The organism is Simiaoa sunii (assembly GCF_014337175.1).
Classification (GTDB): domain Bacteria; phylum Bacillota; class Clostridia; order Lachnospirales; family Lachnospiraceae; genus Acetatifactor; species Acetatifactor intestinalis.
In genome coordinates this window covers 2,144,054-2,157,985 of record NZ_CP060633.1, presented here as the reverse complement: position 1 = coordinate 2,157,985, position 13,932 = coordinate 2,144,054, and the positions used below count along the sequence as shown (strand labels likewise).

At 47.5% G+C, this 13,932-nt stretch carries 12 protein-coding genes; 10 read left to right on the top strand and 2 right to left on the bottom strand.

What is annotated here, in order from left to right:
* Nucleotides 1-69 precede the first annotated feature (69 nt).
* From H9Q77_RS09945 to H9Q77_RS09915, 7 genes are all read left to right on the top strand, one after another.
* Complete coding sequence (locus H9Q77_RS09945) at nt 70-930, top strand: phosphoribosylaminoimidazolesuccinocarboxamide synthase (RefSeq protein ID WP_456299965.1); 861 nt, start codon at nt 70-72, stop codon at nt 928-930.
* Between the two features lie 57 nt (nt 931-987).
* On the top strand, nt 988-2,439 hold the full coding sequence (purF, locus tag H9Q77_RS09940; protein ID WP_249325375.1) for an amidophosphoribosyltransferase: 1,452 nt from the start codon (nt 988-990) through the stop codon (nt 2,437-2,439).
* A 58-nt stretch (nt 2,440-2,497) separates the two neighbouring features.
* The gene (gene purB, locus H9Q77_RS09935) at nt 2,498-3,955 is read left to right on the top strand and encodes an adenylosuccinate lyase (RefSeq protein WP_249325373.1); all 1,458 of its coding nucleotides are present in this window, start codon (nt 2,498-2,500) and stop codon (nt 3,953-3,955) included.
* A 103-nt stretch (nt 3,956-4,058) separates the two neighbouring features.
* Nucleotides 4,059-5,465: an amidophosphoribosyltransferase gene (locus tag H9Q77_RS09930; protein WP_249325371.1), complete on the top strand. Its 1,407-nt coding sequence runs from the start codon at nt 4,059-4,061 to the stop codon at nt 5,463-5,465.
* Between the two features lie 154 nt (nt 5,466-5,619).
* The gene (locus tag H9Q77_RS09925) at nt 5,620-6,912 is read left to right on the top strand and encodes an adenylosuccinate synthase (protein ID WP_249325369.1); all 1,293 of its coding nucleotides are present in this window, start codon (nt 5,620-5,622) and stop codon (nt 6,910-6,912) included.
* Between the two features lie 167 nt (nt 6,913-7,079).
* Nucleotides 7,080-7,985 (top strand): LysR family transcriptional regulator, encoded by a 906-nt coding sequence (locus H9Q77_RS09920; RefSeq protein ID WP_118546711.1) that lies wholly within the window; start codon nt 7,080-7,082, stop codon nt 7,983-7,985.
* 69 nt (nt 7,986-8,054) lie between these two features.
* Complete coding sequence (locus H9Q77_RS09915; protein ID WP_118546712.1) at nt 8,055-8,660, top strand: HAD family hydrolase; 606 nt, start codon at nt 8,055-8,057, stop codon at nt 8,658-8,660.
* Between the two features lie 1,127 nt (nt 8,661-9,787).
* Here the strand turns inward: H9Q77_RS09915 and H9Q77_RS09910 are convergent.
* Both H9Q77_RS09910 and H9Q77_RS09905 read right to left on the bottom strand, forming a co-directional pair.
* Nucleotides 9,788-10,075, bottom strand: a complete 288-nt coding sequence (locus H9Q77_RS09910) for a hypothetical protein (RefSeq protein WP_118546009.1) — start codon at nt 10,073-10,075, stop codon at nt 9,788-9,790.
* A gap of 51 nt (nt 10,076-10,126) precedes the next feature.
* Nucleotides 10,127-11,425: an HlyC/CorC family transporter gene (locus H9Q77_RS09905; protein ID WP_118546011.1), complete on the bottom strand. Its 1,299-nt coding sequence runs from the start codon at nt 11,423-11,425 to the stop codon at nt 10,127-10,129.
* A gap of 146 nt (nt 11,426-11,571) precedes the next feature.
* On the opposite strand from H9Q77_RS09905, the gene H9Q77_RS09900 reads away from it, so the two are divergent.
* The 3 genes from H9Q77_RS09900 to scfB all read left to right on the top strand — a co-directional run bounded on the left by H9Q77_RS09900 (nt 11,572) and on the right by scfB (nt 13,921).
* Nucleotides 11,572-11,952, top strand: coding sequence for a TIGR04086 family membrane protein (locus H9Q77_RS09900; protein WP_118546013.1), 381 nt, complete (start codon nt 11,572-11,574; stop codon nt 11,950-11,952).
* A 169-nt stretch (nt 11,953-12,121) separates the two neighbouring features.
* The gene (gene scfA / locus H9Q77_RS09895; RefSeq protein ID WP_022154192.1) at nt 12,122-12,265 is read left to right on the top strand and encodes a six-cysteine ranthipeptide SCIFF; all 144 of its coding nucleotides are present in this window, start codon (nt 12,122-12,124) and stop codon (nt 12,263-12,265) included.
* 258 nt (nt 12,266-12,523) lie between these two features.
* Nucleotides 12,524-13,921 carry a thioether cross-link-forming SCIFF peptide maturase gene (gene scfB / locus H9Q77_RS09890; protein WP_118692236.1) on the top strand — a complete coding sequence of 466 codons (1,398 nt, stop codon included), beginning with the start codon at nt 12,524-12,526 and terminating at the stop codon, nt 13,919-13,921.
* Nucleotides 13,922-13,932 lie beyond the last annotated feature (11 nt).

Sequence of the window (13,932 nt, the reverse complement as noted above, 5' to 3'; positions counted from 1 at the left end):
CCACACCTGTTTCAATAAAAGACTGAAAAACATAAGAATGCGAGGACTGATGGTATGAGCGTACAGGAAATGAAACCGATCAAGGAAGGCAAAGTTCGTGAGATCTACGACAACGGAGATACCCTGATCATGGTGGCAACTGACCGTATCAGCTGCTTTGATGTGATCTTGGACAACACAGTAACGAAGAAAGGAACTGTATTGACCCAGATGTCAAAATTCTGGTTTGATATGACGGAGGATGTGATCCCCAATCATATGGTATCCGCTGATGTTAAGGATATGCCGGAATTTTTCAGACAGCCGAAGTTTGACGGCAACAGCATGATGTGCAAGAAGCTGAACATGCTCCCCATCGAGTGCATCGTTCGTGGATACATTACCGGAAGCGGCTGGGAAAGCTACAAGAAGAACGGTACCGTATGCGGCATCAAGCTTCCGGAAGGTCTGAAGGAGGCAGATAAGCTTCCTGAGCCCATCTATACCCCTTCCACCAAGGCGGAGATCGGAGATCATGATGAGAACATCTCCTACGAACAGAGTGTGGAATATCTGGAGAAGCGTTTCCCCGGAAAGGGTGCAGAATATGCTGCCAAGCTTCGTGATTATACCATCGCTATTTATAAAAAGTGTGCGGATTACGCATTGACCAAAGGAATCATCATTGCAGATACCAAGTTCGAATTCGGTCTGGATGAGAACGGCAATATGGTACTGGGAGATGAAGTGCTGACTCCCGACAGCTCCCGTTTCTGGCCGGTAGACGGCTATGAGCCCGGACATGGCCAGCCTTCCTTTGACAAACAGTTCGCCCGTGACTGGCTGAAAGCCAATCCTGAAAAGGGCTGGAAACTGCCGGAGGAGATCGTGGAGAAGACCATCGGCAAATACCTTCAGGCATACAAGATGCTGACAGGAAAGGATCTGTAAATAATAATTTGGGGTATTCCTTTTTGCGGGGGCAGGCAGGAAAGGTAAGGCTTACAAGTGACGGACAACATTTATATCCAGACAGAAAATAACGACAAATTAAAGGAAGAATGCGGTGTCTTCGGTGTGTACGACTTTGACGGACACGATGTGGCATCTACGATCTATTACGGACTTCTGGCATTGCAGCACAGAGGTCAGGAGAGCTGCGGTATCGCCGTCAGCGATACAAACGGACCGAAAGGGAAAGTCTTAAGCAGCAAGGATATGGGACTGGTCAATGAGGCATTTACACCGGAACACCTCGAGAAGTTAAAGGGGGATATCGGTGTGGGACATGTCCGCTATTCCACGGCGGGCGGTTCTACCAGAGAAAATGCACAGCCTCTGGTACTGAATTATGTAAAAGGTACTTTGGGACTGGCACATAACGGTAATCTGATCAATGCTCCGGAATTGCGGAGAGAGTTAGAGTACACCGGTGCTATCTTCCAGACCACCATTGACTCCGAGGTCATTGCATACCATATTGCCAGAGAGCGTCTGAATTCCAAATCCGTAGAGGAAGCGGTGGGCAGAGCCATGACGAAGATCAAGGGAGCGTACTCCATGGTGGTGATGTCTCCGAGGAAGCTGATCGGCGCCAGAGACCCTTATGGTTTTAAGCCGTTATGTATCGGTAAGAGAGACCATACCTATTTTCTGTCCAGTGAGACCTGCGCTCTGGATACGGTAGGAGCTGAATTTGTCCGGGATGTGTTACCCGGTGAGATCGTGACCATATCTCCGGAGAAGGGGATCGAGTCCGACACCAGCCATGTGCTGAAGCCTGCGGATACCGCAAGATGTATTTTTGAGTATATTTATTTCGCCAGACCTGACAGCTTTATCGATGGGATCAGCGTGTATGATTCCCGTATCCTGGCAGGAAAGTTCCTGGCTATGGATTCCCCGGTGGATGCGGATCTTGTCATCGGTGTACCGGAGTCCGGCAACTGCGCTGCCATGGGATATTCCATGCAGTCCGGAATCCCTTATGGTATGGGATTCGTGAAAAATGCCTATGTGGGCAGAACTTTTATCAAGCCGAAGCAGAAGAGCAGAGAGAGCAGTGTACAGGTCAAGTTAAATCCTATCCGGGAAGCCGTGGAAGGCAAGCGTGTCATCATGATCGATGATTCCATTGTCCGCGGCACCACCTCCGACCGTATCGTGAAGATGTTGCGGGAGGCAGGAGCGAAGGAGGTCCATATGAGAGTCAGCTCACCGCCTTTTCTGTGGCCCTGCTATTTCGGTACGGATGTTCCGGCGAGAGACCAGCTGATCGCATATAACCGTTCTGTGAAGGAGATCAGTGACCTCATCGGTACAGACAGTCTGGACTATCTGAAGATCGAGAGACTGGAAGAACTGGTGGGCGGTAAGCTCGGTATCTGTAAGGGCTGCTTTACCGGCAAATACCCTATGGAACCGCCTGCGGAAGATATCCGCGGGGACTTCGACAAGTAGAAAATAAAAACAAAGAGAGAATAAAATCAGAGAGAATAAAATAAGAGGAGCAAGACAAATGAGTACAGGTACAGACAGATATCAGAGCCCGTTATCCGAACGCTACGCCAGTAAGGAGATGCAGTATATTTTCTCCCCGGATATGAAATTCCGTACATGGAGAAAACTGTGGATCGCACTGGCAGAGACGGAGAAAGAGCTGGGACTGTCCCAGGACGGGAAACCCGTCATCACAGATGAGCAGATCGAGGAACTGAAGGCACACGCAGAGGACATTAATTATGATGTGGCAAAAGAGCGTGAGAAGCTGGTACGTCATGATGTTATGAGCCATGTATATGCATACGGACAGCAGTGCCCCAAGGCAGCCGGAATCATTCATCTGGGTGCAACTTCCTGTTATGTGGGTGACAACACCGATATTATCGTGATGACAGAGGCTTTGAAGTTAGTCAGAAAAAAGCTGATCAATGTCATGAAGGAGCTGGCTGACTTCGCAGATAAGTATAAGGCACAGCCTACCCTGGCATTCACTCATTTTCAGCCTGCACAGCCTACGACTGTAGGTAAGAGAGCAACCTTGTGGCTGCAGGAGTTCTCTCTGGATCTGGAGGATCTGGATCATGTTTTGGGTACCATGAAGCTGTTAGGCTCCAAGGGAACCACCGGAACCCAGGCATCCTTCCTGGAACTGTTCAACGGGGATCAGGAGACCATCGATAAGATCGATCCCATGATCGCTGCCAAGATGGGCTTCAAGGAGTGCTATCCCGTATCCGGCCAGACCTATTCCCGAAAGGTGGATACCAGAGTAGCCAACGTACTGGCAGGTATTGCAGCATCCGCACACAAGATGAGCAATGATATCCGCCTGTTACAGCACCTGAAGGAAGTGGAAGAGCCGTTTGAGAAGAAGCAGATCGGTTCCTCCGCAATGGCATATAAGCGTAATCCCATGAGAAGTGAGCGCATTGCGTCTCTGTCCCGTTATGTGATGGTGGACGCACTGAATCCCGCGATCACTTCCGCTACCCAGTGGTTCGAGAGAACGCTGGATGACTCTGCAAATAAGAGACTGTCCATTCCCGAAGGCTTTCTTGCCATCGACGGCATCCTGGATCTGTGCCTGAATGTTGTGGACGGTCTGGTAGTATACCCGAAAGTGATCGAGAAGCATATGATGAGCGAGCTGCCCTTCATGGCTACCGAGAATATTATGATGGATGCTGTAAAGTTAGGCGGCAACCGTCAGGAGCTGCATGAGCGTATCCGTGAGCTGTCCATGGAGGCGGGCCGCAACGTGAAGGTAGAAGGAAAAGAAAACAATCTGTTAGAGCTGATCGCCGCAGATCCTGCATTCCCCATGGGACTGGAGGAACTGAAGGCATCCATGGATCCTTCTAAGTATATCGGACGTTCTAAGGAACAGGTGGAAGCATTCTTAAAGAACGTGATCCATCCGATTCTGGAAGCCAACAAAGATCTTCTGGGCGTAAAGGCAGAGATCAATGTATAAATAGAAATCATATCATCACAGAAATCCGTCATTTGACCAGGAGAGCCAATGGCGGTTTTCTGCGTTGCGGAGAAATATCAGAGAGAGCAGGAGATAGATAAAAATGGGTGGATTTTTTGGAGTCGCAGCAAAAGAAGACTGTGTATTTGATCTGTTTTTCGGAACAGACTATCATTCCCATCTGGGAACCAGACGCGCCGGAATGGCAGTCTACAGCAAAGAGGAAGGTTATAACAGAGCCATTCACAACATCGAGAATGCGCCGTTTCGTACCAAATTCGACAAGGATGTCAATGAAATGCGGGGCAATCTCGGTATCGGATGTATCTCAGATTTTGAACCACAGCCACTGATGGTGCGTTCCCATCACGGAACTTATGCCATCACCACGGTTGGCAAGATCAATAATACTGATGCCATTATAAAGGATCTGTTCGCAAAAGGACATTCCCATTTTCTGGAGATGAGCGGCGGAGACATCAACGCCACGGAGTTGGTGGCAGCCATCGTGAATCAGAAGGATAACCTGGTAGAGGGCATTCAGTACGCCCAGGAGATCATTGAAGGTTCCATGACGCTTCTGATCATGACACCGAAGGGAATCTATGCGGCCAGAGATAAGATGGGGCGTACTCCTGTGGCCGTGGGCAAAAAGGAAGGGGCATATTGTGTTTCCTTTGAAAGCTTTGCTTATCTGAATCTTGGATACCAGCCGGTACGTGAACTGGGACCGGGAGAGATCGCCGTGGTGACACCGGAAGGTGTGCGGACGCTGGTACAGCCGGGAAAAGACATGAAAATCTGTACCTTTTTGTGGGTATATTACGGATATCCTTCTTCCTCTTACGAAGGGATCAGTGTTGAAAAAATGCGTTATCAGTGTGGCGCGAAGCTCGCGGAGCGTGATCATGTAAAGCCGGATATCGTAGCCGGTGTGCCGGATTCCGGTACCGCCCATGCAGTGGGATATGCGAACCGTTCGGGGATTCCTTTCTCCCGTCCGTTCATCAAATATACACCGACCTGGCCGAGATCTTTTATGCCGACGATACAGACCCAGAGAAATCTGATCGCCAAGATGAAATTAATTCCGGTACATGACCTGATCCAGGATCAGAGCCTGTTGCTCATTGATGATTCCATTGTCCGCGGTACACAGCTGAGAGAGACGACGGAATTTTTATACCAGAGCGGTGCGAAGGAAGTACATATCCGTCCGGCATGTCCCCCCTTGTTATACGGTTGTAAGTATCTGAACTTCTCCAGATCCTCCTCCGAGATGGATCTGATCACCCGCCGTGTGATCAAGGAGATGGAGCAGGAAGACAGACAGATCGACCTGAAGAACTATGTGGATCCGGATACGCCGGAGTATGAAGAAATGGTAGGCAGGATAGGAAGGCAGCTGAACTTCACTACCCTGCAGTTCCAGAGACTGGATGATATGATCGAGTCTGTGGGGATCGGAAGAGGCAAACTCTGTACCTATTGCTGGGATGGAGCACAATAATCACAGGTTATATAAAATATAATAAATATTGATTTTACTTATATCACAAAGTGTTGTATACTAAGAGACAGTGTGAGAGAAACATTGTTCTCTCAAAAGAGTAAGAGAGTTGAGTTAGATTTATCACGAATTGTGATAAAGAATGGAGGAAAACATGGTAAAGGCAGTTGTAGGAGCCAACTGGGGCGACGAAGGAAAAGGAAAGATCACAGATATGATGGCAGAGAAAGCGGACATTATCGTACGTTTTCAGGGCGGCGCAAATGCAGGACATACTATCGTGAACAATTATGGTAAATTTGCTCTGCACACTCTTCCTTCCGGTGTATTTTACAATCATACCACCAGCGTGATCGGTAACGGTGTGGCATTGAACATTCCCATCCTTATGAAGGAGATCAAGTCTATCACAGACAGAAATGTTCCCATGCCTAAGATTCTGGTATCCGACCGTGCACAGATGGTAATGCCTTATCATATTTTATTTGATCAGTATGAGGAAGAGAGACTGGGTGGCAAGTCCTTCGGTTCCACCAAGTCCGGTATTGCACCTTTTTATTCCGATAAGTATGCGAAGATCGGTTTCCAGGTAAGTGAGTTATTTGATGACGAACTGTTAGAGGAAAAGGTACAGCGCGTCAGCGAGATGAAGAATGTCATCTTAGAGCATCTGTATCATAAGCCGCTGATCGATCCCGCAGAACTGTTAAATACCCTGCATGAGTATCGTGACATGATCGCACCTTTCGTATGCGATGTATCTGCATTCCTGGATAAGGCACTGAAGGAAGGCAAGACCATTCTGTTAGAGGGTCAGTTAGGTACCATGAAGGATCCGGATCACGGAATCTACCCTATGGTAACTTCTTCCTCCACCCTGGCAGCATACGGTGCTATTGGTGCAGGTATCCCTCCTTATGAGATCAAGCAGATCGTTACCGTAAGTAAAGCATATTCTTCCGCAGTAGGAGCAGGCGCTTTCGTATCCGAGATCTTCGGTGACGAGGCAGATGAGCTTCGCCGCCGCGGCGGTGACGGCGGTGAGTTCGGCGCTACCACCGGACGCCCCAGACGTATGGGCTGGTTCGACTGTGTAGCTACCAAGTACGGCTGTCGTCTGCAGGGCGCTACCGATGTGGCATTTACCGTACTGGATGCACTGGGATATCTGGAGGAGATCCCTGTATGTGTAGGCTATGAGATCGATGGTGAAGTGACCACTGATTTCCCTGTAACCTACAAGCTGGAGAAGGCTAAACCCGTACTGAAGAAGCTCCCCGGATGGAATTGTGATATCCGCGGCATCAGAAAATTCGAGGATCTGCCTGAGAACTGCAGAAAGTATGTAGAGTTCATTGAGGAGCAGATCGGCTTCCCTATCACCATGGTAAGCAACGGTCCCGGAAGAGAAGATATCATTTATCGTGAGAGTCCTCTGAAGAAATAATGATAGAGTATAATACGAAATACCCTGCGAAGCAGGATGTAGAGTGCGATAGCACGAATTCGTGAGCTTATGATTTATAGTAATGCAGGAAAAGGGCATGGCGCGGCAGAAGATGCAGCCTATGCCCTTTTTTCTCAAAGCGGTTTGCGGGATTGATGGGAGGCACTATGATCAATAACCTGGAGGCATATAAAGTATTTTATTATGTGGCAAAATGCGGAAGTGTGACGAAGGCAGCAGGGGAACTGTCCATTTCACAGCCGGCGGTCAGTCAGGCTGTCAAGCAGCTGGAAAACACTTTGGATGTGTCGCTTTTCCACCGGGCGGCAAAAGGTGTGCGCCTGACCGGTGAGGGAGAATTGTTATATTCCTATGTGGCAAAAGGATACGAACAGATCGAACTGGGGGTGAAGAAGGTCCACCAGATGCAGAATATGGAGCTGGGTGAAGTCCGGATCGGTGCCAGCGATATGACACTGCAGTTCTATCTGCTTCCCTATCTTGAAAAATTTCATGAGAAGTATCCCGGCATTAAAGTAATCGTATCCAATGCCCCCACCCCGGAGACACTGAATTCTCTAAGAGAGGGAAGGATTGATTTCGGAATCGTCAGCACTCCTTTTCCAGACAGACCGGATATTCAGATGATCCCCGTGCGGGAGATCGAGGATGTGTTTGTGGCCGGGAGAAGATTTTTCGGGTATAAAAATAAAATGCTGGATTTTCAGGAACTGGAGAGCCTGCCCCTTATTTTTCTGGAGAAAAATACCAGCAGCAGAAGTTATATGGATGAATTCCTTGCGGGCAACGGTGTCTATGTGCAGCCGGAGTTTGAATTGGCCACCAGTGATATGATCGTACAGTTTGTCAGAAGGAATCTTGGCGTGGGCTGTGTGATGCGGGATTTCGCCAGAGATTATGTGGAATCCGGTCTGCTTTTTGAACTCAGGTTCAATAAAATGATACCGAAGAGACAGTTCTGTGTTGTAAGGAATACGAAAATGCCTATGGCGCCGGCGGCGGAGAAGCTGCTTGAGATCATGGAACTGGATGCGGCAGCTGCTACGGTATAAAGAGGCCGATATTAATGATGCAGATGGTGTATGCAAGAGAATGTACAAACAGATAGGAGACGGGATAAGATGATACGTAATATAATATTTGATATTGGAAATGTACTGACTGATTATCGCTGGGAAGGATTTCTGGCAGACAAAGGATTCGATGCGGAGATGATTCAAAAGATCGCCAAAGCATCCGTGATGCATCCGGCATGGGCAGAGTATGATCGCGGTACCTGGACGGATGAACAGGTACTGGCAGCGTTCGTAAAAGATGCACCACAGCTGGAGCAAGAGCTGTATCAGGCGTTTACGAGTATTGCCGGAATAGTAACTCCGAGAGCCTATGCAATCCCTTGGCTACAGGAATTAAAGGCAAAAGGATACCATGTGTATTATCTGTCTAATTTTTCCCACAAGGCCGAGGTAGAGTGTGCAGACGCATTGAATTTCCTGCCGGAGATGGAGGGCGGTATCCTGTCTTACAAGGAGCATCTGATCAAGCCGGAACCGGAGATCTATCAATTGCTTTTGAAACGTTATGGATTGAAGGCAGAAGAGAGCGTATTCCTGGATGATACCTTGAAGAACGTCGAAGCCGCCGAAGAACAGGGAATCCATGGCATCCACTTCCTGACCAAAGAGCAGGCGGAAGAGGAACTGCGCAAGCTTGGCGTGGACTGCTAAATTGAGAGTTTACGAGCCATGCAAAGTCAAAACAGAAACAGCGATCTGGGAGCTTGCTCACAAGTCGCTGTTTTTGTTTTTGACTTTATACCGTGCGTCCAACGGACACACTCGACAGCCGTCAATGAAATAAATGTGGAGCGCCCTTTGCGACACATTTATGAATTGGGTGCATGGCTCGTAACGTAGGGGCGTCGTAGACAGGACAAACTCCGCCTGTGCCCCTTCTTCCGCCGCAGCGTGGGCACAGGTGACAGGGGCAAGCTTCTCTGTACCCTTCTTCCGCCGCAGTATGGGCACAGGTGACAGGGGCAAGCTTCTCTGTACCCTTCTTCCGTCGCAGCGTGGGCACAGGTGACAGGGGCAAGCTTCTCTGTACCCTTCTTCCGCCGCAGCGTGGGCACAGGTGACAGGAACAAACTTCTCTGTACCCTTCTTCCGCCTCAACGTGGGCACAGGAGATAGAATCAAGCTTCTCTGTACCCATTCTTCCGCCTCAACGTGAATAGTTTATGGGTATGAGAAGCTTGTTTCGCTGCTGATACCCACACTGTGGAAAGCTTGTGGGTATGAGAAGCTTGTTTTGTTGCTGATACCCACGCTAAGGAAAGTTTGAGGGTATGGGAAGCTTATTCTATTGCAGATACCCAAATTGTGAAAACCGGAAGGTATAACACGGGAACTTTATATTTCAAAACGCAGAACTCCCGGAGCATGCGGTGCCATGTCGAAGATGTTTGTCGGAGGATGTTGATATTTTCTAGAAAAGTGCTGAAAGACAGGGGGAAAGCGGACACGATGTCCGCGTCAGCCTACAGTCGACATGGATGTCGACTGTAGGCGGCCCTGTCATGACGAGAACTACTCATCACTTTTCGTAGAAAATTCACATCCGGAGACGCGACCTCAAGGCGTGATGTTCCATCCGCCGTGGGCGTTCGTCCGGTTTACGACAGCCCTACGTTACGAGCCATGCACTCAATTCATAAATGTGTCGCAAAGGGCGCTCCACATTTATTTCATTGACGGCTGTCGCCGTATAAAGTCAAAAACAAAAACAGCGACTTGTGAGCAAGCTCCCAGATCGCTGTTTCCGTTTTGACTTTGCATGGCTCGTAACTTTCAATTTACTTGTCTTTATTCTTCTCCTCCGGATGGAAATCTGCGAAGGTGGAGCGGTTCGTCAGCTTCCCGAACATCCAGGTGTAGATCCAAATGAGAAGAGGAATGGCTACCGTGGCTAACAGGCAGGTGGCGAACAATGCGTGGCTGGCGGAACTGTCGAAGATCGCTGCTAACAGTGTTACGACATACAACAGCACCAGCACAACGATTCCTGCAATCGCGAAGATCTGTTTGGAAGTCATTTTTATTTTTGTTTTCTTGTTTTCTGTATTTTTATCCTGTGACATCATTTTCCCTTTCCTTACTTATGGATCAACAAAGAAGAAAGCATTGTCCGTGTGCTATTCGTGATCTTCCGAAATCTCGGCGGTGCCGGCATCATGTTCTTCGGGAACTTCCGGTATCGTCATCAATACCTTTACAATACGATTCTGGTCGATGCCCTGTACTTTCAGATGAATACCGTTTTCCAGGGTGACTTCCTCACCGTCCTCCGGCAGACGATCCAGACAGTCGATGATCAGACCGCCGATGGAATCATAGTCTTCACTGGTCAGATCGGTACCGAGAGCATCGTTAATATCGTCTAGTTTCATACTGCCTTCTACCAGATAAGTGTCGTCGGACATCTTCTGGATCAGTTCTTCTTCATCTTCGTCATATTCATCACGGATCTCGCCGACGATTTCTTCTAATAGATCCTCTAAAGTGATCATACCTACGGTAGCACCGTACTCATTTAATACGAAAGAGACATTCGTGGTCTTTTCCCGCATCTCGTACATCAGATCGGCAATCTTTTTATATTCGTAAGTATAATAAGCATCTCTTAAGATATTTCCCACATGGAAAGCACTCTGATCCTCCGTCAGGATAAAGTCCTTGATGTTGATGAGACCGATAATATTGTCTTTATCATCCTCATAGACCGGAAGCCGTGTGTACATGGAATCACGGAACACTGCAAGTACATCATCATAGGTAGCATCAAGACTGACCGTTACCATATTGATCCTGGGGATCATGATGTCCTTGGCATGAGCATCGGAAAAATCAAACACATTGTAGATCAGCTTTCGCTCTTCGGATTCAATGACGCCATCCTCGTGGCTGACATCTACATAGGTCTTCAGTTCACTTTCTGTCATGGCACTGGCTTTTTTATTCGGATCAATATGTAACAGCTTCATGATGCCATGGGAGAGCAGGTCTACCACGATAATAACCGGTGTGAGTACCTGCATCAGCAGGTATATGATATTACAGTAGGTTAGTGCCAGCTTTTCAGAACACAGAACCGCCCAGGTCTTCGGTACGATCTCGCCGCAGAGTAATACGACAATAGTTAAAATACCTGTTGCGATACCTACAGCCAGATTAATGCGCATAGCTAAAGTTGTTGCAAGGGAAGATGCTGTCAGATTTACAATGTTATTACCGATCAGAATGGTACTGATCATTTTACTGTAATTATCCAGAATTTTATTGACGCGTGCAGCACGCTTGTTGCCTTCCTCCTCCAAAGAACGCATTCGCACACGGTTCACCGTGGACAGTGCAGTCTCGGCGGAAGAGAAAAAGCCGGACAGGAAAATAAGAACAATAATAGAAATCAGTTGTATGACACCAGAGGTATCCAAAAAAGTTCACTCCTTCTTAAATAAAATAGCAGGCTTATGCCTTATTTATGTGTTATTAAGCAACAATATACAATAGGACAGGAATAGTTGTCAAGTTTTCTGAAGGCTTTGAATATACATTTTACATAGGTAAAAGGAGGGATGACATGGAAAAAAGAGGAGAAGGAAAAGAAGGAATTCCGGTACTGGCACTGGCGAAATGCCTGCTGGTATCTTATGTGCTGACATTACTGCTTCTATGTCTGTTGGCACTTTTATTGTATAAACTGCATCTGACGGAAGGTATAGTGACGATAGCCATCTCCGCCATCTATGTAGTCACTACTTTTACAGCGGGCTTCCTTGCAGGAAAGAGAATGGAAAAGCAGAAATTCCTATGGGGAGCTTTCGTGGGAGCGGCATATTTTGTGATCCTGGCGGTGGTGTCAGTGCTGATCAGGACACCGGAGACCGCATTGGGCAATTCCTTCTGGACTACCATGATATTGTGCGTGGCAGGGGGAACGCTGGGTGGAATGTTAGGGTGAAAAGCAGGTAACAATGACTTTTACCGCTTTTTTTAAGGTTTTTTGAGAAAAAAAGCTTTTACAAATGCCAAATACATGATATAATGAGCAAAAATGAGTCGCGTGTCTGCATATTTATATACACGCCGGCGTCTATAGGCGCTTTGAAATCATAAGGAGGCTATTTTTAATGAAGCATATTAAGACTTTAACAACCAGAGATTTAAAGGAATCTATGAAAAAGGGCGGCTGTGGTGAGTGCCAGACTTCCTGCCAGTCTGCATGTAAGACTTCCTGCACAGTAGGAAATCAGAGTTGTGAAAAGATTAAATAATCTAAGAAATTGAGAAGAGACTAACGTAAGCAGCGATTCAGGTCGCTGCTTATTCTCTGTTAACTATTCGGAGCCGAATTTGACAGCGTATTCTTCGTCGGATGCTTGCATATGTAAGAAGATACGTCTGGCAAAATACGGCGAAGTAACCACATGAGCAAAAGGAAAGTCCGAAGGACGATTTTGCGAATGGGGTTCCGAATAGTTAATGTTAATGTGTTTTAAGCAATAAGAAGTAGAAAGAAGAGGAATAAAACTGTGATACACCAGTATAAGAGCAACGGCTATAATATCGTTATGGATGTGAACAGTGGTTCCGTTCATGTCGTAGATGATATTGTGTATGATATGATCCCACTGGTAGAGCCTCTGGTGACAGAAGGTATCAAGGATGCGGACACCATCAAGGCCGCTGTACTGAATCTTGCGAATATCCCCTATCCCCAGGAAGAAATCACCGAAGCGGTGGACGAAGTTCTGGAGCTTGAGAAGGCAGGACAGCTGTTTGCTCCCGATATTTACGAGAATTATATTTTTGATTTTAAGAAGCGCCAGACCGTAGTCAAGGCACTGTGCCTGCACATTGCCCATGACTGTAACCTTGCCTGCAGATATTGTTTTGCGGAAGAGGGTGAGTACCACGGCAGAAGAGCGCTGATGAGTTTTGAGGTCGGAAAAAAGGCACTGGATTTCCTGGTAGCCAATTCCGGCAACCGCGTGAACCTGGAAGTGGATTTCTTCGGCGGCGAACCCCTGATGAACTGGGATGTGGTAAAGCAGCTGGTAGAATACGGCAGAAGCTTAGAGAAACCCAACAATAAAAAGTTCCGTTTTACCCTGACTACCAATGGTATCTTATTAAATGATGAGATCCTGGAGTTCGTGAATAAGGAAATGGGTAATATCGTGCTGAGTATCGATGGACGTAAGGAGATCAACGATAAGATGCGTCCTTTCCGCGGCGGGCAGGGCAGCTATGACATCATTGTTCCCAAGTTCCAAAAGGTAGCGGAGAGCAGAGACCAGATGAACTATTATGTGCGTGGTACATTTACACACAATAATCTGGATTTCTCCAAGGACGTTCTGCATCTGGCAGATCTGGGATTCAAGCAGATCTCCGTGGAGCCCGTTGTGGCACAGCCTACGGATGATTATGCCATCAGAGAAGAGGATATTCCAATCTTAAAGGAAGAATACGATAAACTGGCAGTAGAAATGATCAAGCGTAAGAAAGAGGGCAAGGCTTTCAATTTCTTCCACTTTATGATCGATCTGCAGGGCGGCCCCTGCGTAGCCAAGAGACTCTCCGGCTGCGGATCCGGCACTGAATATTTGGCGGTTACTCCCTGGGGAGACTTATATCCCTGCCACCAGTTCGTGGGTAACGAGAAGTTCCTCATGGGCAATGTGGATACCGGTGTGGTAAGAGATGATATCCGTGACGAGTTCAAATGCTGTAATGTCTATGCAAAGGACAAGTGTAAGAAGTGTTTTGCCAAGTTCTATTGCAGCGGCGGATGTGCTGCGAACTCCTATAATTTCCATGGCAATATCAATGATGCGTATGACATCGGCTGTGAGCTGCAGAGAAAACGTATCGAATGTGCTATCATGCTGAAGGCTGCGGAAGCAGCAGAAGCTTCAGAAGAATAGAAAGGACAAAG